21 protein-coding genes are annotated in these 22,248 nt (G+C 66.9%); 16 read left to right on the top strand and 5 right to left on the bottom strand.

Translation table 11 applies throughout. The annotated features are described in order from the left end of the window. Positions 1-37: 37 nt before the first annotated feature. The 5 genes from ACXU4B_RS00380 to map all read right to left on the bottom strand — a co-directional run bounded on the left by ACXU4B_RS00380 (position 38) and on the right by map (position 5,955). The gene (locus ACXU4B_RS00380; RefSeq protein WP_131406670.1) at positions 38-1,105 is read right to left on the bottom strand and encodes a VIT1/CCC1 transporter family protein; all 1,068 of its coding nucleotides are present in this window, start codon (positions 1,103-1,105) and stop codon (positions 38-40) included. A 1-nt stretch (position 1,106) separates the two neighbouring features. Next, positions 1,107-1,463 (bottom strand): Spx/MgsR family RNA polymerase-binding regulatory protein, encoded by a 357-nt coding sequence (locus ACXU4B_RS00375; protein WP_131406668.1) that lies wholly within the window; start codon positions 1,461-1,463, stop codon positions 1,107-1,109. Next, entirely contained in the window at positions 1,460-2,419 is a 960-nt protein-coding gene (dapD, locus tag ACXU4B_RS00370; protein WP_425481400.1) for a 2,3,4,5-tetrahydropyridine-2,6-dicarboxylate N-succinyltransferase, read from the bottom strand. Before dapD ends, ACXU4B_RS00375 begins: the two co-directional genes overlap by 4 nt. After that, positions 2,383-5,031, bottom strand: a complete 2,649-nt coding sequence (gene glnD, locus ACXU4B_RS00365) for a [protein-PII] uridylyltransferase (protein WP_131406664.1) — start codon at positions 5,029-5,031, stop codon at positions 2,383-2,385. Before glnD ends, dapD begins: the two co-directional genes overlap by 37 nt. Positions 5,032-5,187: 156 nt before the next feature. Further along, positions 5,188-5,955, bottom strand: coding sequence for a type I methionyl aminopeptidase (map, locus tag ACXU4B_RS00360; protein WP_131406662.1), 768 nt, complete (start codon positions 5,953-5,955; stop codon positions 5,188-5,190). A gap of 346 nt (positions 5,956-6,301) precedes the next feature. Between map and rpsB the strand changes: the two genes are divergently transcribed. From rpsB to ACXU4B_RS00280, 16 genes are all read left to right on the top strand, one after another. Next, a complete protein-coding gene (gene rpsB, locus ACXU4B_RS00355) occupies positions 6,302-7,186 on the top strand; it encodes a 30S ribosomal protein S2 (RefSeq protein WP_131406660.1) in 885 nt (294 codons plus the stop codon). Positions 7,187-7,244: 58 nt separating this feature from the next. After that, complete coding sequence (gene tsf / locus ACXU4B_RS00350) at positions 7,245-8,123, top strand: translation elongation factor Ts (protein WP_131406659.1); 879 nt, start codon at positions 7,245-7,247, stop codon at positions 8,121-8,123. Between the two features lie 233 nt (positions 8,124-8,356). Then, the gene (pyrH, locus tag ACXU4B_RS00345; RefSeq protein WP_131406657.1) at positions 8,357-9,079 is read left to right on the top strand and encodes a UMP kinase; all 723 of its coding nucleotides are present in this window, start codon (positions 8,357-8,359) and stop codon (positions 9,077-9,079) included. Between the two features lie 102 nt (positions 9,080-9,181). After that, positions 9,182-9,739 carry a ribosome recycling factor gene (frr, locus tag ACXU4B_RS00340; protein WP_131406655.1) on the top strand — a complete coding sequence of 186 codons (558 nt, stop codon included), beginning with the start codon at positions 9,182-9,184 and terminating at the stop codon, positions 9,737-9,739. Positions 9,740-9,758: 19 nt separating this feature from the next. Continuing rightward, positions 9,759-10,499, top strand: coding sequence for a polyprenyl diphosphate synthase (uppS, locus tag ACXU4B_RS00335; RefSeq protein WP_131406653.1), 741 nt, complete (start codon positions 9,759-9,761; stop codon positions 10,497-10,499). A 13-nt stretch (positions 10,500-10,512) separates the two neighbouring features. Continuing rightward, positions 10,513-11,331 carry a phosphatidate cytidylyltransferase gene (locus tag ACXU4B_RS00330; protein ID WP_131406651.1) on the top strand — a complete coding sequence of 273 codons (819 nt, stop codon included), beginning with the start codon at positions 10,513-10,515 and terminating at the stop codon, positions 11,329-11,331. Further along, the gene (locus tag ACXU4B_RS00325) at positions 11,328-12,518 is read left to right on the top strand and encodes a 1-deoxy-D-xylulose-5-phosphate reductoisomerase (protein WP_131406649.1); all 1,191 of its coding nucleotides are present in this window, start codon (positions 11,328-11,330) and stop codon (positions 12,516-12,518) included. Before ACXU4B_RS00330 ends, ACXU4B_RS00325 begins: the two co-directional genes overlap by 4 nt. Positions 12,519-12,540: 22 nt before the next feature. Beyond that, complete coding sequence (rseP, locus tag ACXU4B_RS00320; protein ID WP_131406647.1) at positions 12,541-13,887, top strand: RIP metalloprotease RseP; 1,347 nt, start codon at positions 12,541-12,543, stop codon at positions 13,885-13,887. 217 nt (positions 13,888-14,104) lie between these two features. After that, positions 14,105-16,561: an outer membrane protein assembly factor BamA gene (gene bamA / locus ACXU4B_RS00315; RefSeq protein ID WP_131406645.1), complete on the top strand. Its 2,457-nt coding sequence runs from the start codon at positions 14,105-14,107 to the stop codon at positions 16,559-16,561. 114 nt (positions 16,562-16,675) lie between these two features. Next, positions 16,676-17,704: a UDP-3-O-(3-hydroxymyristoyl)glucosamine N-acyltransferase gene (gene lpxD, locus ACXU4B_RS00310; protein WP_131406642.1), complete on the top strand. Its 1,029-nt coding sequence runs from the start codon at positions 16,676-16,678 to the stop codon at positions 17,702-17,704. Further along, positions 17,697-18,170, top strand: coding sequence for a 3-hydroxyacyl-ACP dehydratase FabZ (gene fabZ, locus ACXU4B_RS00305; RefSeq protein WP_131406640.1), 474 nt, complete (start codon positions 17,697-17,699; stop codon positions 18,168-18,170). Before lpxD ends, fabZ begins: the two co-directional genes overlap by 8 nt. Continuing rightward, on the top strand, positions 18,167-18,940 hold the full coding sequence (lpxA, locus tag ACXU4B_RS00300; RefSeq protein WP_131406638.1) for an acyl-ACP--UDP-N-acetylglucosamine O-acyltransferase: 774 nt from the start codon (positions 18,167-18,169) through the stop codon (positions 18,938-18,940). Before fabZ ends, lpxA begins: the two co-directional genes overlap by 4 nt. 65 nt (positions 18,941-19,005) lie before the next feature. Then, entirely contained in the window at positions 19,006-20,220 is a 1,215-nt protein-coding gene (gene lpxB, locus ACXU4B_RS00295) for a lipid-A-disaccharide synthase (protein ID WP_131406636.1), read from the top strand. Beyond that, positions 20,213-20,824: a ribonuclease HII gene (gene rnhB, locus ACXU4B_RS00290; protein ID WP_240733975.1), complete on the top strand. Its 612-nt coding sequence runs from the start codon at positions 20,213-20,215 to the stop codon at positions 20,822-20,824. The genes lpxB and rnhB overlap by 8 nt, the downstream gene beginning before the upstream one ends. Before the next feature lie 445 nt (positions 20,825-21,269). Continuing rightward, positions 21,270-21,479 (top strand): hypothetical protein, encoded by a 210-nt coding sequence (locus tag ACXU4B_RS00285; protein ID WP_131406632.1) that lies wholly within the window; start codon positions 21,270-21,272, stop codon positions 21,477-21,479. A 209-nt stretch (positions 21,480-21,688) separates the two neighbouring features. Then, positions 21,689-22,237: a TlpA family protein disulfide reductase gene (locus ACXU4B_RS00280; RefSeq protein WP_131406630.1), complete on the top strand. Its 549-nt coding sequence runs from the start codon at positions 21,689-21,691 to the stop codon at positions 22,235-22,237. Positions 22,238-22,248 lie beyond the last annotated feature (11 nt).

Raw genomic sequence — 22,248 nt, 5'->3', positions numbered from 1 at the left:
TTGAAACGCCGATACCGCCGCGGCAGGCGCACGCCACTCAGCTGCTGAGCACCGTGCCCAGCGCGTGGCCAACGGCATAGGTGATCGCTGCCGCCGCCACGGTAATGCCCAGTTGCCGCGCGATGGAAAACAGCATGCTGCGCCCGGTGAACAAGGCCGTGCCCATGCCGATCAGCACCAGCCCCGCCATGGTGGACGCGATGCTGCCCACGAACGCCGCCTGGCCTTTCAGGATCAGATAGGGAACCACCGGGAAAAACGCGCCCAGCGCAAACAGGCAGAACGACGACAGCGCGGCACCGTAGGCGGACCCGCCCAGCTCGTCGGGGTCGATGCCCAGGTCTTCGCGCACCAGCGTGTCCAGTGCGTTGCGCGGGCGCTCGGAGATCTGTTCGGCCAGCGCTTCGGCCGTGCCGGGCTCCATGCCCTTCTCGCGATAGATGCCGGCCAGGCTGTACGTACCGTCTTCCGGCGCGACCGCCAGCCGCTCTGCGCGGGCGGCGATCTGTGCCTGGTAGAACTCGCGCGAACTGTTGACCGACAGCCATTCGCCCAGCGCCATCGAGCAGGCCCCCGCCACCAGCCCCGCAAAACCCGCCAGCAGGATGGCGTGCTCGCCGGACGCGGCACCGACCATGCCCATGACGAGGCTGCCGTTGGAGACCAGCCCGTCATTGGCGCCCAGCACCGCCGCGCGCAGCGTGTTGCCGCTTTGCGTGCGATGCCTGCCGCTGCGCGTGGCGGGTGCGTGCGGCTCCAGGAAGTGGTCGCGGTGGCCGCTGCGATCCACCGGCGTGGGCAGGTGATCGGCGTGCTCCAGCCGCACCACCGTGGGCATCACGAACTCCGTGCCGAATCGGCGTGCAAACCACGACAACACGTGCACGCGCGCACCGATGCGCGCCGCAGGCACATCGGCGCCCATCTGCCGGAGCCGCTCCTCCCAGAACAGCGCGTTGGCGCGTTCACCGTCGGCGATGCGACGGTAGGCATGGCTGAGCCGTTTGTCGCCGGCGATGTCGGCAAGTTGCTCGTAGAGCGCTGCGTTGTCGCGCTCGATGCGCAGGTTGCTGCGGTAGTGCCGTGCCGAGCGCGGTCTGGTCATCTCAATGGCCGAACAGCTTCTTGAAGCCGTTGTCGGTGAAGCCGACGCTGACCGAGCCGTCCTGCTGCAGCACGACGGGGCGGCGGATCAGCGCGGGATATTCCTTCAGCAGCAGCGTCCACTCCGGATCGCTGCCCGGATTCTTGCGCTGCGGCAGCAGGGTGCGCCAGGTGGTGGACGCCTTGTTCACCAGCTTCTCCCAGCCGCCGAGTTGCTGCGCCCACGCCTTCAGCGTGGTGGCCGGCACCGGCTCGGCGCGGTAGTCGACGAAGGTGTACGGCACCTCGAAACGGTCCAGCCAGTTGCGCGCCTTGCGGCAGGTGTCGCAGGTGGCCAGGCCATACAGCGTCACGCTCATTCGGCGCTCCGCAGCAGTTCGTTGATGCCGGTCTTGCTGCGCGTCTTCTCGTCGACCTGCTTGACGATGATCGCGGCATACAGGCTGTGCGAACCATCCCTGGACGGCAGGCTGCCGGACACCACCACGCTGCCGGCCGGCACGCGGCCATAGCTGATCTCGCCGGTGGCGCGGTTGTAGATGCGCGTGGACTGGCCCAGGAATACGCCCATGCCGATCACGCTGCCCTTCTCCACGATCACGCCTTCGACCACTTCGGAACGCGCGCCGATGAAGCAGTTGTCTTCGATGATGGTCGGGTTGGCCTGCAACGGTTCCAGCACGCCGCCAATGCCCACGCCGCCGGAAAGGTGCACGCCGGCGCCGATCTGCGCGCACGAACCGACCGTGGCCCAGGTATCGACCATGGTGCCTGCGCCGACATGGGCCCCGATGTTCACGTAGCTCGGCATCAGCACGGCGTCCTTCGCCACGTGTGCACCACGGCGCACCAGCGCACCCGGCACCACGCGCGCGCCCAGCCCCTGCAGTTCGGCGTCATTGCCGTGTGCAAAGCGCAGCGGCACCTTGTCGAACGCCAGCGCCGGGCCGCCATCGACCACGCGATTGCCATTGATGCGGAAGTACAGCAGCACCGCTTTCTTGATCCACTGGTTGACCGTCCAGCCGCCCTTGCCGTCGGGCTCGGCGACGCGACGCTCCCCGGATTCCAGCAAGTCGATGACCTGCTCCACGGCCGGCCGCAGGTGGGTGTCGATTTCGGCCTGGGTCAGTTCGTTGCGACGCTCGAAGGCGTCATCGATAAAGGCTTCGATGCTTTGCATGATTCTTCGCAGGACAGATGGGTACCTGCGAATGCTAACCCAGCAGGCCGGCGGGAGTAACGAACGGCACGCCCCGCCACGCCGGGCCCTGCGGCTCAGGCCACCTTGGTCGTGCCCAGGCGGTCCAGCAATGCCTGCAGCAGGCGATCCTGCTGGTCGACGGCCAGCGGCGCATCGTGGCGGTTGGTGATGAGGAAAAAGTCCTCCACGCGCTCGCCGAAGGTGGCGATGCGCGCATCGTGCACGCGCACGCCGGCCTCCAGCATCGCCTGCGCCACCGCTGCCAGCAGGCCCGGGCGATCGCTGCAGACCAGCGCCAGCCGCGTGCGCCCGCCCACGGTGCTGAAGGAAATCTTGGGCGTGGCCTGGAAGTGCTTGAGGTGGCGCGACATGCTGCGTCGGGACGGCTGGTGCACGTGGCCGGGCTGGGACAGCGCACGATGCAGGCGCTGCTTCAGCTCTTCGGCGCGCTCGGGACTCGCCGGCTGTTGCGTATCGGCCTCCAGCAGCAGGAACGTATCCAGTGCCATGCCGGTGGGCGAGCTGAGGATGCGCGCCTCCATCACCGAGAGATGCAGGCGATCGAGCATGATCGCCACGGCGGCGAACAGGCCGTCGCGATCGGGTACGTAGACGAACAGCTCGGTGGTGCCGCGGATCGACTGCGGATGCACCTCCACCAGCGGCGTGGCGCCGTGCGCGCGCAGGACCGCCGCCGTCTGCCACGCGATCTGTTCGGGCCGATGGCGCAGGAAGCTCGATTCGGGGAAGCCGCGCCACGCCCGCAGGCAGGCATCGGCGGCAAACCCCTCCCCTTCCAGCAGCAGCAGCGACTGCTCGCGACAGGTGCGCACGCGCGCCCCGGCGTCGGGCGGCAACTCCTCCTCGCTGCGCAAGGCATAGCGCGTGGCCGTATAGAGGTCCGCCAGCAGGCGATCCTTCCAGCCATTCCACAGCCGGGGGCTGGTGCCGATGATGTCGGCGATGGTCAGCAGGTAGAGCAGGTCCAGCCGCTGCGCGGTATCCACCGACTCGGCGAAGCGCTGCACCACGTCGGGATCGGTGATGTCCTGCCGCTGCGCCGTCGTGCTCATCAACAGGTGCCAGCGCACCAGCCATGCGACCAGTTGCGTGTCCGCCTCGGGCAGCCCAAGTCGTGCGCCGAACGCCAGCGCCTCTTCTTCCCCGAGCACCGAATGATCGCCACCACGCCCCTTGGCGATGTCATGGAACAACGCCGCCAGCAGCAACAACTCCGGCTTGGGCAAGGTGGGCCAGACTTCGCAGGCGAGGGGAAACTCGCCCGCCGCCGCCGGATCGGCGAAGCGCGCGACGTTGCGCAGCACGCGCAGCGTGTGTTCGTCCACCGTGTAGACGTGGAACAGGTCGTACTGCATGCGCCCGAACACGGTGCCGAAGGCCGGCAGGATCGCCGCCAGCAGACCGTGCCGATTCATGCGCCAGAGCGCTTCCACCGCCGGCGCGCCCAGGCGCAGCAGGCGCAGGAACGCGGCCAGCACGTCCGCATCGTCGGCGAGCGAGCGCTCCAGGACGGCGGCCGCCTGGTGGATGCGGCGCATGGTGTCGGCAGTGAACCCGATCAGGCCCGGTTCGCCCAGGCGGACGATAAAGGCCTCGACCAGCGCCGCCGGACAGCGCAGGAAAAGTTCGGGGTCGCGTGCCGCCAGGCGCCCGCCGTAGCGCACGAAATCCTCGCCGACCGGCTGCGGCTCGGACGGCGGCTCCAGCATTTCCTCGAAGCGGTCGGCCATCTGCACGCCCAGCCGCTCCACCTGGCTGGCGGCACGGTAATAGCCCTGCATGAACTGTTCGACGCCAAGGTTTTTTTCGTGCTCGTCGCGGAAACCCAGCCGCTCGGCAAGGGCGCGCTGGTAATCGAACAGCAGCCGTTCTTCCGGGCGCCCCGCCTCCAGGTGCAAGGCAAAGCGGTAGCGGCGCAGGGTGGCCTCCGATTGCTCGAGCGTGTCCTTCTCCGCCGGATCGAGCAGCCCTTCGGCCACCATGTCGTCGAAGTCGTCCGCATGCGCCAGGCGGCGGCCGAGCCAGCGCAGCGCGTCGAGCGTGCGCAGGCCACCCGGGCCATCCTTGAGGTTCGGCTCGAGGTTGTAGGCGGTGTCGTTGTAGCGCGCATGGCGCGCATCGCGTTCGGCCAGTCGCACGGCCAGGTACGCCGCGGGCGGCCAAAGGCCGGGGTCGTTGACGATGGCATCGAGACCCTCCTCCATCGCCGCATCGCCCACCAGTCGCCGCGCATCGAGCAGGCTGGTGAACACGCTGGCGTCCTGCTCCGCCAGCACGCGGCACTGCGGCAGGTCGCGCACCGCGTGACCCACTTTCAGTCCGATGTCCCACAGGGTGGCAAAGCATTGCTCCAGCGCGCGCAGGCGCGCCGGCTCGGACGGACCGACCAGGGCGAGCAGGTCCACGTCGGAACAGGGAAACAGCATCCCCCGGCCAAAGCCGCCCACGGCAAACAGCGCGGCCTGGGTCACCTCACCCAGGCATGCCGTCCACACATGCACCACGATGCGTTGCACCGACTCACTGCGCCGGCGCGCCAGCGCCGACGCATCGGCGCCGTCGCGAAAAGCGGTGGCCAACGCGCGATCCACGTCGCCCAGCAACTGCCGCAGGGCGCGCCGCGCATCCGTCGATACGCCCGAGCGCGGCACCACCGTGGGCAGGCGGGGCAGCGGGGGCAACACGACGGGCGTAACGGACATGGGGGTATTCGCGGCGGCAGCGTCGGTGAAGGGGACAGTCTGCCACGCGCGGACGCGGGATTCAGGCTCGCGCGCGGCGGCCTTCATGCGCATGCCGCCGGGCGCTCCCCGCGACGGCCGGCGCCCGCAAGGACGCGCCGGCCCGGCAGCGTGGTGTCAGCCCGCGTCCGGCCAGGGCGTGAGGATCTCGAAGCCGTGGTCGGTCACGGCGATGGTGTGTTCCCACTGCGCCGAGAGCGAATGGTCCTTGGTGACCACGGTCCAGCCATCAGGCAGCTGCTTGGTCTGCGGCTTGCCGGCATTGATCATGGGCTCCACCGTGAAGGTCATGCCCTGCCTGAGCTCCAGGCCGGTACCGCTGCGGCCGTAATGCAGCACCTGCGGCTCGTCGTGGTAGACCTTGCCGATTCCGTGGCCGCAGTACTCGCGCACCACCGAGAAACCCGCCGCCTCGGCGTGCTTCTGGATCGCCGCCCCGATGTCGCCGAGGGTGGCGCCGGGGCGCACGGCCTGGATGCCCTGCATCATCGCCTCGTAGGTGGTATCCACCAGGCGCCTGGCCAGCACCGACGGAGTGCCGACGAAATACATGCGGCTGGTGTCGCCGTGCCAGCCATCCTTGATGACGGTGACGTCGAGATTGATGATGTCGCCATCCTTGAGCACCTTGCCCGGCGTGGGAATGCCGTGGCAGATCACGTGGTTGACCGAGGTGCACAGGGTCTTGGGGAAGCCGTTGTAGCCGACGTTGGCCGGAATCGCCTTCTGCACGTTCACGATGTGCTCGTAGGCAAGGCGGTCCAGGTCCTCGGTGGTGACGCCGGGCTTGACGTGCTCCTTGAGCATCGCCAGCACTTCGGCCGCCAGCTTGCCGGCCTCGCGCATGGCCTGGATGTCTTCGGGGGTTTTCAGGGTGACTGCCATAGTTCCACTCACATGGCGACAAACCGGCCCGGTTCAACTCGTTGAATCCGCTGCGACTTGCCGCGCCGCCGGCGCACCGGCTACAATTTCGAAGTTTTGCTGACCACCTGCATCCGATCCGATCGGGCGCATGCCTAGTCGCAAAGCGGGGGAGATTGTAACCGCGTTGCGGTACAGCCCCCCAAGTCCTTGATTGGACACTTAAACGCCACACACGCATCGGCACCGCCTTCGGGGTGCCGTGGCATGCCCACCACATGATACGGGCTGCCGCGGTCGAAGCCGGGGATGCGTGGAGGTCCCAACCCCCGGGCTTTCAACAGCCCATGAAAATTGGAGTTACACCATGGCTCAAGTCACCATGCGCCAGATGCTCGAAGCTGGCGTGCATTTCGGTCACCAGACCCGTTACTGGAACCCGAAGATGGCCCCGTACATCTTTGGCGCCCGCGGCAAGATCCACATCATCAACCTCGAGAAGACGCTGCCGCTGTTCACCGACGCGATGAACTTCCTGTCGGCGATCGCGCAGAAGCGCGGCACCGTGCTGTTCGTCGGCACCAAGCGCTCCGCCCGTGAGCCGCTGGCCGAGGAAGCCGCGCGCGCCGGCATGCCGTTCGTCACCGCCCGCTGGCTCGGCGGCATGCTGACCAACTTCCGCACGGTCAAGCAGTCCGTTGCCCGCCTGAAAGAGCTGGAAGCCGCTGAAACCGACGGCAGCTTCGAGAAGCTGGTCAAGCACGAAGTGCTGGCCCGTCGCCGCGAGCGCGACAAGCTCGAGAACTCGCTGGGTGGCATCAAGGACATGAACCGCCTGCCCGACGCGCTGTTCATCATCGACATCGGCCACGAAGACATCGCCGTGCAGGAAGCCAAGAAGCTCGGCATCCCGGTCATCGCGGTGGTCGACACCAACTACAACCCGGAACTGGTCGACTACGCCATCCCGGGCAACGACGACGCCATCCGCGCCATCCAGCTGTACGCCCGTGCCGCCGCCGACTCCATCCTGGAAGGCAAGGCTGCCGCCCCGGCTGCCGCCCAGGGCGACGCCAACGAGTTCGTCGAGCTGGACGAAGAAGGCAACCCGGTCGCCAAGGACGAGCGCAAGGCTGCGCCGCCGCGCCGCGACAACCGCGGTCCGGCCAAGAAGGGCGCTGGCGCGCCGCGTCGTGACGGTGGCCGTGGCGGCCGCGGTCGCAGCGACGAGTCGTCGTCGGACGGCGAGTAAGCCTTACCGCCCCGGCCCTTCACGGGCCGGGGCGCATCAAAGATTTTGAGGAACCCAGATGACTGCCATTACCGCAAAACTGGTTAGCGAACTGCGCGAGCGTTCGGGCGCCGGCATGATGGATTGCAAGAAGGCCCTGGTCGAGAACGCCGGCGACATCGAAGCCGCGGTCGAGTACCTGCGCAAGACCGGCCTGGCCAAGGCCGACAAGAAGGCTGACCGCGTGGCCGCCGAAGGCCGCATCGCCACCGCCCAGGCCAACGGCCAGGCCGTGCTGGTCGAAGTGAACAGCGAAACCGACTTCGTCGCCAAGGCGCCGAACTTCATCGAGTTCACCAACGACGTCGCCACCGCCGTGCTGGCTTCCGGCGCCGCCGACATCGACGCCGCCAAGGTTGCCGCCTTCCCGGGCGCCGACAACGTCGAATCCGCCGCCAAGGCCCAGACCGCCACCATCGGCGAGAAGATCGAAGTGCGCCGCGTGGCCCGCATCGCGAATGATGGCCCGTTGGCCACCTATTCGCACGGCGGCAAGATCGGCGTGATCGTGGCCCTCAAGGGCGGCTCGGAAGAGCTGGCCAAGGGCATCGCCATGCACGTGGCGGCCATGAACCCGCCGCACATCAAGCCGGAAGACGTCCCGGCCGAGTTCATCGCGAAGGAAAAGGACATCGCGCTGAGCCAGATGACCGAGAAGGACAAGGCCAAGCCGGCCGAGATCCTCGAGAAGATCATCTCCGGCAAGATCAACAAGATCGTCTCGGAAGTGACCCTGGTCGGCCAGCCCTACGTGCTGGACACCAATGTCACCGTTGGCGACGCCCTCAAGAAGGAAGGCGCCGACGTGGTTGCCGTTGCCCGCCTGGTCGTGGGTGAAGGCATCGAGAAGGTCCAGGAAGACTACCTGGCCGAAGTGCAGAAGGCGATGCAGGTCTAATCCACCTTGCCGCCTTCGGGCCTCAGGAGAGCCGCGGGAAACCGCGGCTCTTTTGTTTTCATGAGGGCCCTCGCGCGAGCCGGCCAGCCCGGCTCGCGCGACATCGGCGGCCAGGCCATGCCCGGGCCGCCGCCGGGAACGGGCCAGCCTCGCCCTGCAGCACAAAACGCTTACTCCTTCGCGTCGCTGCCATTACAATGCGCACGTTTTGCCCCACACAATCCGGAGAACCCATGAGCGCACCGCTTAATTACCGCCGCATCCTGCTCAAGCTCTCCGGTGAAGCCCTCATGGGCGAGGCCGACTACGGCATCGACCCGAAGGTAATCGGCCGCCTGGCCGACGAAATCATCGAAGTGCAGAAGGCCGGCATCCAGATCGGCGTGGTGATCGGCGGCGGCAACATCTTCCGTGGCGCGGGCCTCGCGGCTGCCGGCATGGACCGCGTCACCGGCGACCACATGGGCATGCTCGCCACCGTCATGAACGCACTGGCCATGCAGGACGCCATCGAGCGCCGCGGCGGCTTCGCCCGCGTGATGAGCGCCATCCAGATCCACGACGTGGCCGAGGACTTCATCCGTCGCCGCGCCATCCGCCATATCGAAAAAGGCCGCATCGCGCTGTTCGCCGCCGGCACCGGCAATCCGTTCTTCACCACCGATTCTGCGGCGGCGCTGCGCGCGGTGGAGCTGGGTGCGGACCTGCTGCTCAAGGCCACCAAGGTGGACGGCGTATACACCGCCGATCCGGCTCGCCATGCCGACGCCACGCGCTACGACCACCTCACCTACGACCAGGTCATCGAACGCAAGCTCGCGGTGATGGATACCGCCGCCATCGCCCTGTGCCGCGACCACGCCATGCCGCTGCGCATCTACGACATGACGGTGCCCGGCAACCTCATGCGCATCATGCGCGGCGAGGCCATCGGCACGCTCGTTTCGGACCACTGACCCGCCCGCCCCGGGACACGCCCGGGGCCGCTCCCATGCGGCTTTCGGGCCGACCTCGCCTGCTATACTCGCGGGCTTGCACGCTATACCAGGGTGATATCCATGCTTAACGACATCAAGACCGATGCCCAGACCCGCATGGGCAAGAGCATCGACTCGCTCAAGCACGACCTGACCCGCCTGCGCACCGGCCGCGCCAGCACCGCCCTGGTCGAAGGCATCAAGGTGCCCTACTACGGTTCGGACATGCCGCTGAACCAGGTCGCCTCCATTGCGCTGGGTGATTCGCGCTCGATCATCATCACGCCGTTCGAGAAGAGCCTGATCGGCCCGATCGAGAAGGCCATCATGGCGTCCGATGTCGGCATCACCCCGACCACCGCCGGCGTGGTGATCCGACTAAACATGCCGCCGCTGACGGAAGAGCGCCGCAAGGAACTGGCCAAGCACGTGGCGCACGAAGGCGAGAACGCCAAGATCGCGATCCGCAACGTGCGTCGTGATGCCCTGCAGCAGGTTAAGGACCTGCTCAAGGAAAAGCTCATCACCGAAGACGACGAGCGCAAGGCCGAGGACGAGATCCAGAAGCTGACCGACCGCTTCGTCAAGGACGTCGACGGCGTCGTGAAGCACAAGGAAGAGGAGCTGATGGCGCTCTGAGCGCCACCGCCCCTGCACCATGACCAGCGCCGACCCTGCGCGGATACCGCGCCACATCGCCATCGTCATGGATGGCAACGGCCGCTGGGCAAAGCTTCGCCATCGGCCGCGCACGTTCGGCCATAACGCTGGACGCAAAGCGGTCCGCCAGGTGGTCGAGGGTTGCCTGCGCGAGCACGTCAAGGTCCTCACCCTGTTCGCGTTTTCGAGCGAGAACTGGAAGCGTCCCGAGGACGAAGTCGGCGCGCTGATGGAACTGTTCGTGCGCGCGCTGGACAAGGAAGTCGACGAGCTGCACGGCAACGGCGTACGCATCCGCTTCGTGGGCGACCTGGGCGCCTTCGACCCTGGCCTGCGCCAGCGCATGACGTCCGCGATGGCGCGCACCGCCGGCAACGACGCCCTGCACCTCAACATCGCCGTGAACTACGGCGGGCGCTGGGACATCGTGCAGGCCGCGCGCAAGGCGGCCGAAGCGGTCGCGCGCGGCGAACTGCGCGCCGACGAAATCGACGAAACCCTGCTTGGCCACTGGATGTCGCTGGCCGACCTGCCGCCGCTGGATCTTTTCATCCGCACCGGCGGCGAGTGTCGCGTCAGCAACTTCCTGCTCTGGCAGCTCGCCTACGCCGAGCTGCATTTCACCGAAACTCTCTGGCCCGACTTCGACCAGGCTTGCCTGCGAAGCGCAATCGACGACTATGCCCGCCGCGAACGCCGCTATGGCAAGACCGGCGAACAAGTCGCCTCCAAGGCGTAAACCAAGGACCTGCATGCTGCTCCAGCGCACCCTCACCGCATTGCTGCTCGCTCCGTTGGTGATCCTGCTGATCCTGCTGACGCCGACCTGGCTGTTCGCACCGATCGTGGCGATCGCCTTCCTCGCAGCCATGTGGGAATGGACACGGCTTTCCGGCCTCAAGGAAACCGCACGGCGTACCCTGCTGCTGGTGTTGACCGGCGTGCTGCTGGCGCTGAGCTGGTGGGTCCGGGGCACCGCCTGGTGGCCGGCGCTGCTCGGCCTGGGCGTGGCCTGGTGGGTGGCGAGCGGCCAGTGGCTGCGCCATTTCGCCTTCGCCGCCGCGCCGACGCGCGAAAACCTGCTGTTCAAGCTCGGCGCCGGCCTGCTGGTGATCGTGCCTGCCTGGGTGGCTGCGGTATCCATCCACGGCTCGGGCGAACACGGCCACTGGTGGACGCTGCTGGCCCTGCTCATCGTCTGGGCCGCCGATATCGGCGCCTACTTCAGCGGACGCCAGTTCGGTCGCCGCAAGCTGGCCCCCACCATCAGCCCGGGCAAGACCTGGGCTGGCGTTTATGGTGCCTTCGTGGCCGGCGCCATCGTCGCACTGGTCGGCGGCCTGCTGCTGGGTGTACATGATGGTCAGCTGTTCGGCCTGATGGTGTTGGCGGTGGTGACGGTGGTGGCCTCGATCGTGGGCGATCTGCTGGAAAGCCTGATGAAGCGGCACGCGGCCGTGAAGGATTCGGGCACCCTGTTCCCGGGTCACGGTGGCCTGCTTGACCGCCTCGACAGCGTATTCGCCGCCCTGCCCGTGTTTGCACTTGGCAAGTTGCTGCTGGGCCTATGAGTACAGGCGCGCCCCGCAACATCGCGGTCCTTGGCGCCACCGGCTCCATCGGCGGCAGCACGCTCGACGTCGTTGCCCGTCATCCGGAGCGGTTCCGCGCCAGCGTGCTTACCGCGCACAGCAATGTGGCGTCGCTGGCTGCACTGTGCGCGCAGCACCGGCCTGACCTGGCCGTGATTGCCGACCCGGCGCTGGAAGGCGAGCTTGCGCGCCGCCTGGCCGCTGCGGGCGTTCATTGCGATGTTGCCAGCGGCCATGGCGCGATCACGGCGGCGGCGTCAGGTGCGCTGTGCGATACCGTGGTCGCGGCCATCGTCGGCGCCGCCGGCCTGGATTCCACGCTGGCCGCGGCACGCGCCGGCAAACGCCTGCTGCTGGCCAACAAGGAATCCATCGTGATGGCCGGCCCGCTGCTGCTGGAGGCCCTGGCCGCCGGTGGCGGCGAACTGATTCCGGTGGATTCGGAACACAACGCGATCTTCCAGTGCCTGCCCGGTGGCCGCTCCAACCTGGCGGCCAGTGGTGTCCGACGGCTCATCCTCACCGCGTCCGGCGGACCCTTTCGCGGCCGCAGCCGCGCCGAACTGGCGGGCGTGACGCCCGAACAGGCCTGCAAGCATCCCAATTGGGTGATGGGTCGCAAGATTTCGGTGGACTCGGCCACGCTGATGAACAAGGGGCTGGAGGTCATCGAGGCGCATCACCTGTTCGGCGCCTCGCCCGACACCATCGAAGTATTGGTGCATCCGCAAAGCCTGGTGCACTCGCTGGTGGAATACGTGGACGGTTCGGTGCTGGCGCAGCTGGGTAATCCGGACATGCGTACCGCCATCGCCTATGCGCTGGCCTGGCCCGCCCGCGTGGACGCCGGCGTCGCGCCGCTGGATCTCGCCGCGTGCGCACCACTGGCCTTCGAGCAGCCTGACCTCGCCACGTTCCGCTGCCTGGCGCTCGCCTTCCAGGCCCTGCGTGCGGGCGGCGACGCGCCGGCGATCCTCAATGCCGCGAACGAGGTGGCCGTCGAGGCTTTCCTTGCCGGCAGCCTCCCCTTCCTGGGCATCGCCAACCTCGTCGAAAGCGTCCTTGCGGAACTGCCGTCCCGCTCTGTGGTCGATGTGCAGACCCTGAATGAACGCGACCGGGCAGCCCGCGAAGCCGCCCGCCGCATCCTCCGCAACGCGTGCTGACAAGCCTGATAAGCTCTTGCAGATGAATCCTCTCTTCGGCTCGGTGTTCTGGTTGCTGGTCACGCTCGGCGTGCTGGTGACCTTTCACGAATTCGGCCATTACTGGGTAGCGCGGCGCTGCGGCGTCAGGGTGCTGCGTTTCTCCGTGGGTTTCGGCAAGGCCATCTGGAAGCGCATCGGCAAGGACGGCACCGAGTACCAGGTCGCCATGATTCCGCTGGGCGGCTACGTGAAGATGCTCGATGCCCGCGAAGGTGACGTCGACCCAGCCCTGGCCGGCCAGGAGTTCACCGGCAAGCCCGTGTGGCAGCGCATCGCGATCGTCGCAGCAGGCCCGGGCTTCAACCTCCTGTTCACCGTGCTGGCGTTCTGGCTGATGTTCATGCTGGGCAAGCCGGACCTGGCGCCGGTCGTCGCCGCCGTGCCGCAAAGCATGGCCGCCGAGGCCGGCATCCATGCCGGCGACCGCATCCTCAGCATCGATGGCCGCCCGGTCGCGACCTGGAGCGACTCCATGGACGCGGTGGCCAACGCCATGCTGGGGCGGGATCCGCTGCCGCTGCAGGTGCGCGGCACCGACGGCACCCAGCGCAACCTGGTGCTGCCGCTCGACCGGCTGCCGGCCGGCGAGGACATCGGCCAGTACCTGGACACGCTCGGCCTGAAACTCGCCCCGCTGCCCCCGGTCGCCGCCACCGTGCTGCCCGGCAAGCCGGCGGCCGAGGCCGGCATGCAGGGTGGCGACCGCATCGTGAGCATCAACGGCCAGCCGGCCGCCGGCTACGACGATTTCCAGCGCCTGATTCCCCTCGAGGCAGCCAAGTCCCCGCATCTGCACGTGATCGTGGAGCGCGGCGGCAAGGCCTTCCCGCTGGACATCACGGCCCGCAAGGAATCGCTGGAAGGCCAGCCCGTCACCTGGGTGATCGGCGTGTCCTCGCTGGAGCACGAGAAGGCCGTCCTGCGCTACGGCCCCGCCAAGGCCTTCGGCGCCGCGCTGCAGACGACCTGGAACAGCGCCGCCGCCACCTTCAACATGATCGGCAAGATGCTGACCGGACAGGCTTCCACCAAGAACCTTTCCGGCGTGATCGGCATCGCCCAGGTCGCCAACGCCTCGGCCAGCATGGGCCTGGGCTGGTTTTTCAGCTTCCTGGCCATGGTCTCGCTGAGTCTTGCGATTCTCAACCTGATGCCGATCCCCGTCTTGGACGGCGGTTACCTGCTGTATTACCTTATTGAGTTGGTCAAGGGCAGCCCTGTCAGTGAGCGCGTGATGATGGCCGGTCAGTATGTCGGCCTCGTCCTGCTGTTTACGTTAATGGGGTTGGCTTTCTACAACGACATCCACCGCTTCCTGCCCACGTGACGCGCGCGGCTTCGGTCTCAAGCCGTGCTGTGTCGGTGGTTGGTGGCGTGCTGGTGGCACGTGCTTCGGCACGCCCGCCACAACGGCATGGCGGTGGTTTACCCGGTGCATCTGGGGAAGATGCAAGCACCCTTTCAAGGCTGGGCTTGTCCTGGCTTCACGTATTGATGGGGGCGGCCCAGGCCGTCCCCTCAGAATAAAACCAACGGAATCGACGATGAAGCGTATCGCCGCCCTGATCCTGCTTGCCTCCCTGTCCGCCAATGCCCTCGCATTCGACCCGTTCGTCGTTTCCGATATCCGTATCGATGGCCTCAGCCGCATCTCCACCGGCACGGTGCTCAACTACCTGCCCATCAACAAGGGCGACCGCCTGACCAACGATGGCGCCCAGCGCGCCATCCGCGCGCTGTACCAGACCAAGTTTTTCAGCGAGGTCGAGGTCGAGCGCGAAGGCAGCATCATGGTCATCAAGGTCGTGGAGCGCCCCTCCATCGCCAAGCTGACCCTGCGCGGCAACAAGGACATCAAGGAAGACGACCTGCGCAAGGGCCTGAAGGAGATCGGCCTGGCCGAAGGCGAAACCTTCGATCGCCTGTCGCTGGATCGCGTGCAGCAGGAACTGATCCGCCAGTACTACAACCGCGGCAAGTACAACGTGTCGATCGATCCGCACGTGACCAACCTTGACCGCAACCGCGTGGCCATCGACATCGAGATTCGCGAAGGCAAGGTCGCGAAGATCAAGGAAATCAACATCGTCGGCAACAAGGCCTTCACCGACAAGGACATCCGCAAGGGTTTCGAGTCGGACACGAGCAACTGGCTGTCCTGGTACTCCAAGGACGACCAGTACTCGCGCGAAAAGCTTTCCGGGGACCTGGAAAAACTGCAGTCGTACTACATGGACCGCGGCTATGCCGACTTCGGCGTCGACTCCACCCAGGTGTCGATCGCGCCGGACAAGCGCTCCATGTACATCGCCGCCAGCGTGAAGGAAGGCGACATCTACACCATTTCGGACGTGCACCTGCTCGGCGACCTGGTGCTGCCGGAGGAATCGCTGCGCCAGCTGGTGTTCGTCCACCAGGGCGATACCTTCAACCGCAAGGCGATCGAGGCGAGCACCAGTTCGATCAAGAACATCCTCGCCAGCATCGGCTACGCGTTCGCCAAGGTGACGCCGGTGCCGAAGCTCGACAAGGACAAGCGCACGGTTGACCTCACGCTCTACGTCGAGCCGGGCAAGCGCGTGTATGTGCGCCGCGTGGTGTTCCAGGGCAATACCCGCACCGAAGACGACGTGATGCGCCGCGAAATGCGCCAGCTGGAAGGCAGCTGGTTCTCGCAGCCGGCCATCGACCGCTCCAAGATCCGCCTGCAGCGCCTGGGTTATTTCAAGACGGTCAACATCGACAAGGCGCTGGTGCCGGGCACCGAGGACCAGGTCGACCTCACGGCGAAGGTGGAAGAACAATCCGCCGGCAGCCTGATGTTCGGCGTGGGCTATTCGCAGTACTCGGGCATCATCCTGTCCGCGTCGGTGTCGCAGAACAACTTCCTCGGCACGGGTGACAGCTTCTCCGTGGGCGCGTCGCGCAGCGACTACTCCACCAGCGTCAACGCGAGCTACTTCAACCCGTACCTGACCGACAGCGGCGTCGGCATCGGCTACAACGTCGGTTACACGAAGAGCAACTACGGCAACACCAACAGCGACTTCGTGAACTACGAGAGCAGCCTGAAGTCGTTCTCGAGCTTCCTCAGCTTCCCGATCTCCGAGACGGACAACGTCCGCGCCGGCCTCGGCATCAGCAGCAACAAGATCAACCTCAGCTACCAGTACATCACCACGGACGTGAACGGCAATCAGGTCATCCAGACGGCGAACTACTCGCCGCAGGTGATGATCGATTACCAGAACGCACTGGGTCACCAGACCATCCATACCTGGGACGCGACGCTGGGCTGGAACCACGACACCCGCAACGGTTACTGGGCGCCCACCCGCGGCGGCCTGATCTCGCTGTCGACCGACATCGCGCTGCCGGGCTCGACCGTGCAGTACTACAAGATCTTCGGCGAAGCCAACCACTACTGGCCGATCGGCAAGGGCTTCGTGCTCTACGTGGACGGTCAGGTTGGCTACGGCAAGGCCTATGGCCAGACCTTCGACAACGATGGCGGCACGACCTACAAGGCTGGCGACCCGGTGACCTTCCCGTTCTGGGAGAACTACTACTCGGGCGGTGTGCGCGACGTGCGCGGCTTCCAGGACAACACGCTGGGCCCCCGCGTCTGTACGGGCGTGGACGCGACCGGCAAGCCGATCCAGCCCAACGCCAATGGCACCTGTACCGGCAGCGTGTACAGCTATGCGCAGCCGATCGGTGGCGCCTTCAAGGTGCTGGGCACGGCCGAGCTGTACCTGCCGCTGCCGTTCCTCAAGGACATCAACACCGCCCGCGTGTCGTGGTTCGTCGACGTCGGCAACGCCTACGAAAACTACCAGTCGTTCACGGCCAGCACGCTGCGTGCCTCGACCGGTATCTCGCTGCACTGGCAGGCGCCGATCGGCCCGCTGATCATCAACTTCGCGGTGCCGTTCCGTAAGCAGAAGGACGACGGCCACTACGAAGAGCGCATCCAGTTCACCTTCGGCAGCCAGTTCTAAGCGCAGCCGTCGGCCCGGGGCCAGGGGTAAGGAGGGCGCGGCCAGGCCGCGCCTTCTCTTTTGCGCCCGGGAGGGCTTCACGCCCTACAATGTGCCGATTGCAGGGAGCCATGCATGAGCGTTTTCCACACCACCGTGGCCGAACTCGCTGAGCGGTTCGGCCTTCAGTTCCATGGCGACGGCGCCCGTGCCATCGATGGCGTCGGCACGCTGGCCGGCGCCGGCCCCAGCCAGCTGAGCTTTCTGTCCAACAGCAAATACTCGGCCCAACTGGGCAGTACGCGCGCCGGCGTCGTGGTGATGCGCGAGGAGAACCTTGCCGACAGCCCCGTGCCGGCGCTCGTCGCGCGCGACCCTTATGTCGCCTACGCGAAGATCGCCGCGCTGTTCGAACGCCTGCCGGCAGCGCCAGCCGGCATCCACCCCAGCGCGGTCGTTGCCGCGGGTGCCCGCGTCTCCCCGTCTGCCAGCGTCGGTCCCTGCTGCGTGATCGAGGATGGCGCGGTGGTGGAGGATGGCGTCGTGCTCGGTCCCCACTGCATCATCGGCGAGGGCTGCATCGTCGGCGCCCAGTCGCGGCTGGTGTCGCGCGTGACGCTGGTCACGCGCGTGACCCTGGGCAAGCGGGTGCTGGTGCATCCGGGCGCGGTGATCGGCTCGGACGGCTTTGGCCTCGCCTTCGACCGCGACCACTGGATCAAGCTGCCGCAACTCGGTGGCGTGCGCATCGGCGACGACTGCGAGATCGGCGCCAATACCACCATCGACCGCGGCGCGCTGGATGACACCGTGCTGGAAGAAGACGTGCGGCTGGACAACCAGATCCAGATCGCCCACAACGTCTACATCGGGGCACACACCGCCCTGGCCGGCTGCGCCGCCGTGGCGGGCAGCGCAAAAATCGGACGTTACTGCATGATCGGCGGCAATGCCGGCGTGCTGGGCCATCTGGAAGTGGCCGACCGCGTTACCATTACGGCCAAGAGCCTGGTCACGCATTCCATACGCGAGCCTGGCGAATATTCCTCGGGCGTGCCACTGCAGGAAAACCGCCTGTGGCGGCGCAATGCAGCCCGCTTCAAACATCTGGACGAATACGTGCGCCGGCTTTCGGCGCTTGAGAAGGACAACAACAATGAGTGACCTCACCGTGCCCTTCCACCTGCCCGTGAACGTGGAGCATATCCAGCAACTGCTCCCCCATCGCTATCCCTTCCTGCTGGTCGATCGCGTGGTCGAACTGGTGCCCGACAAGAGCGTCGTGGCGCTGAAGAACGTGACGATCAACGAGCCGTTCTTCCAGGGACATTTCCCCGGCCACCCGGTGATGCCTGGCGTGCTGATCGTGGAAGCCATGGCGCAGGCGGCGGGGCTGCTCACGCAGATCTCCAGCCGGCTCAAGGGCAACACCGGCAGCCCGTTGTTCTACCTGGCCAAGGTCGACAACGCGCGCTTCAACGCGCCGGTGGTGCCGGGCGACCAGTTGCGCCTGGAGGTGACCCTCAAGCGCCTGCTGCGCAGCATGGGCCTGTTCGAGGCGCGCACCATGGTCGACGGCAAGGAAGTGGCCAGCTGCGAACTGATGTGCGCCGCGAGGTCCGAGAAATGATCCATCCCACCGCGCAGATCGATCCCTCCGCCGTCATCGGCGACAACGTCAGCATCGGCGCGTACAGCGTGATCGGTGCCGATGTGCAGATCGGCGACGGCACGGTGATCGGCCCGCACGTGGTGATCGAAGGACCCACACGCGTCGGCCGCGACAATCGCATCAGCCAGTTCGCATCGCTGGGTGGCGCGCCACAGGACAAGAAGTTCGCCGGCGAACACACCGAGCTGGTCATCGGTGATCGCAACCTGATCCGCGAATTCGTCACGATCAATCGCGGCACCGGCGACGGTGGCAGCGTGACGCGCATCGGCAACGACAACTGGTTGCTGGCCTACGTCCACGTGGCCCACGACTGCCACATCGGCAACAACACGGTGTTCTCCAATTATTCGGCGCTGGCCGGGCATGTGGAGATCGGCGACTTCGTGATCATGTCGGGTTTCTCCGGCGTGCATCAGTTCTGCAAGGTCGGTGCCCACGCCTTCATCGGCATGGGCTGCCTGGTCGGCTCCGATGTGCCGCCCTTCGTGATGATGGCCAACGAGCAGCGCGGCCGCCCGCGTGGCATCAATAGCGAAGGCCTCAAGCGCCGCGGCTTCGATGCGCCCCGCATCGCCGCCATCAAGCGCGCCTATCGCACGCTCTACATGGCCGGCCTCACCCTCGCCGATGCGCGCGAACAGCTGACCACGCAGGCCTCGGAAAGCGAGGACGTGCGGGCCATGCTCGAGTTCCTCGATCGCAGCGAGCGATCGCTGGCGCGTTGACGTGTGCGCGGCACAGGTCAACGGATCAGGCATGCGCCCGGGCCCCGACGCTCGTGAGTGACGCCATGTCCCGGGCCGCGGTGTCCACCCGGGCACCCCTGATCGCCCTGATCGCCGGCGAGGATTCCGGCGATCAACTCGGCGCCGACCTCATCGCCGCCCTGCGCGACCGCTACCCCGATGCCCGCTTCGTCGGCATCGGCGGTGCGCGCATGCAGGCGGCCGGGTTCGAGTCCTGGTACGACATCAAGGAGCTGTCGCTGTTCGGCTTCGCCGAAGTGGTGTCGCACCTGCCGCGCCTGCTGCGCCTGCGCAAGGAGCTGGTCGCGCGCCTGGTCGCCGCGAAGCCTTCCGTGGTGGTCGGCATCGACGCCCCCGACTTCAACCTGGGCGTGGAAAAGCGCTTGCGCGCGGCGGGCATCCGCACCGTGCACTACGTCAGCCCGTCGGTATGGGCCTGGCGCGAAAAACGCGCGGAGAAGATCGGCCGCAGCGCCGACCGCGTGCTGTGCCTGTTCCCGATGGAACCGGCCATCTACGAGAAGCATCACGTCGACGCACGCTTCGTCGGTCATCCGCTGGCCGACCGCTTCGCGCTGGTGTCCGACCGCACCGGTGCGCGTGATTTCCTCGGACTGCCGCACAACGTGCCCGTGCTCGCCGTCCTGCCGGGCAGTCGCGCCTCCGAGATTGCGCGGCTGGGGCGCAGCTTCATCGACGCCGCGCGGCAGGTGGCGGCGAATCTGCCCGGCCTGCGCGTGATCATCCCCGCCGCGAACGAGCGCGTGCATGCCACGCTCAAGGCCCTGCTTGGCCCGGCGCAGGGCGAGGACGCCCCGCTGCTGCTCGATGGCCGTGCCCATGAAGCCATGCTCGCCGCCGATGTGGTGCTGCTGGCGTCCGGCACGGCGGCGCTGGAAGCCATGCTGGCCAAGCGCCCCATGGTGGTGGGCTATCGCGTGTCGCCGGTGAGCTACCGCATCGCCCGTGCGCTCAACATGCTCAAGACCGACGTGTATGCCTTGCCCAATATCCTGGCCCGCGCCGGCGGCATGGGCGACAACGTCGTGCTGGTGCCTGAGCTGATGCAGGACGATTTCACCGCGGACAAGCTGGCTGCGGCGACGCTGGCGCTGTTCCAGGACAGCGAACGCCGCGGCGCCATCGTGGCCGCCTTCGAACAGTTGCACCTGGCGCTGCGTGGCGACCTCCAGGGCCATGCCGGCGACCTGGCTGCGGCGGCCGTGGCCGAACTGATCGAGGACGGGCGTGGTGGCTAGCCGGCGCGCAGTAAGCCAGGCCGGCCACCTGGTTGCCGGCGTCGACGAAGCCGGTCGTGGGCCGCTGGCTGGCCCCGTGGCGGTAGCGGCCGTGATCCTCGACCCCGCGCGGCCCATCCAGGGCCTGAACGATTCCAAGAAGCTGACCGAGGCACGCCGCGAAACCCTGTACGCGCAGATCGTCGAAAACGCGCTCGCACACTGCGTGGTCATGGTGATGCCGGACGAGATCGACCGCATCAACATTTTCCAGGCCACCATGACTGGCATGTGCCGTGCGCTGGCCGCCCTGACGCCGGCCGCGCATGAAGCCTGGATCGACGGCAACGCCCTGCCGCGCGACCTGCCCTGCGCCGGCCGCGCCATCGTGGGCGGCGATGCCCTGGAACCGGCAATCAGCGCAGCCTCGATCCTGGCCAAGGTCAGCCGCGATCGCTGGATGGTCGCGCTCGACGGCGAACACCCGGGCTACGGTTTCGCCGTGCACAAGGGCTATCCGACGCCGGCGCATCTGGATGCCCTGCGGCGGCTGGGTCCGTGCCCGTCGCATCGACGCAGTTTCGCGCCGGTGAAGCTGCTGGTGGACCAGGGCGTCCTGTTCTGATCGCGACGTCCAATTGGACGTCCATATCAAGCGCGATGATCCACGGGCCAAGCATCAGCGGGGCCAAAAACGACGCGCCTGCACATGCCCAATGGCCCGCGCGGAATGCGCACCGCGGCGTTAGCATGCAGTCGTGTTTCGAAGACCCATGACCTGCGGCACGGTGTCCGGGAAAGCAGGAACTAACCGGGTTTTCCGCTCTCTATCCGTCAACGAGGTCTGTTTTCGAGGCAACCTTTTCCGTCCTTGCCGCATCCCAACGGATACAGGAAGCGAAGTCGCCGGGCCGTCCACAGAGCCCACGCCAAGTCAACCGAAACGCCCGAATCCGCGGCACGGTGCACTTCCGGCACAGCATGGACGCACAGCCAACCCAGTGTGCTCCCATCGGCCACGGGGCCCATCAACGACGTCCACGCGCGCAACTGACCGCAGGAGTCGTGTCATGACGCTAACCAACCGCCCGCGCAACAACACACCGCCTGGCAGCACCGCGAACGTGGTGCGTTCGCCGCTGCTGACGCCCGAAGAACTCACCGCCATCGTCGATGCCGAATACCAGCACGTCGACTACGACCTGCACCCGCTGAAGGTGCGCGGCCTCGACCACTACATCGACGGCCCCGACGGCGACGAGCGCTTCCACATTTCATGAGCGCCTGAGGGATTGCGACGACGGACGTGCCTTGGCATCCGTCGTCGCGATGCGCCTGCGATCCATCGAAGCGGCCTGACCGGCCGTGCCGACCGCTGCCGCTGGGTGGGCCCCGTGGCCAGGGGTAGCCCGCCGACGCCCCGGGCCGGCATGGCGCCAGTGACGGAGCAGCCCGCGCCTGCGCTAATCTGGCGACAGGGGGAACCAACATGAAACGAACCTTGCGCCACGCGCTGGCCGTCGTCCTGCTTTGCGCCACATCCTTGTGCCTGGCCCGGCCGGGGCCGGGCGACCTGCCGCCGGACTATCTTGGCCACGACGCCAACGGGCATGAAGTGCACGTGTCGGCGTTGCACGGCAAGGTCGTGATCGTCACGTTCTGGGCTTCCTGGTGCGGCTACTGCAGGAAGGAACTGCCCGTGCTGGCCGCGCTGCAGAAGCTCAAGGGCACGGCCGACCTGCAGGTGGTCGGCGTCGACCACGACGACGACCTGGACACCTTCAGGCAGCTGCGCCGGCGCTGGAAGGATCTCGATGTGATGCTCACCTACGACGCTGGCGACGGACGCATCGCCAAGCCCTACGGCGTCAATGGCATTCCCCACATGGTGATGATCGGGCGCGATGGCCGCATCGCGGACGTCTACGTGGGTTATGGCGAGGACATGCTCGACAGCATCCTCGCCAGGGTCGACGAACTGCTGGCCGAACCGGTGCCCGCCGCACCGGTGGCCGCCGTCCCGGCGGCTGCGCCCTGAGCACGGACGGA

It is taken from the genome of Dyella soli, from assembly GCF_054482295.1.
Note: the sequence above shows the minus strand (reverse complement) of the source record. Positions and strands in the feature narration are given on the sequence as shown.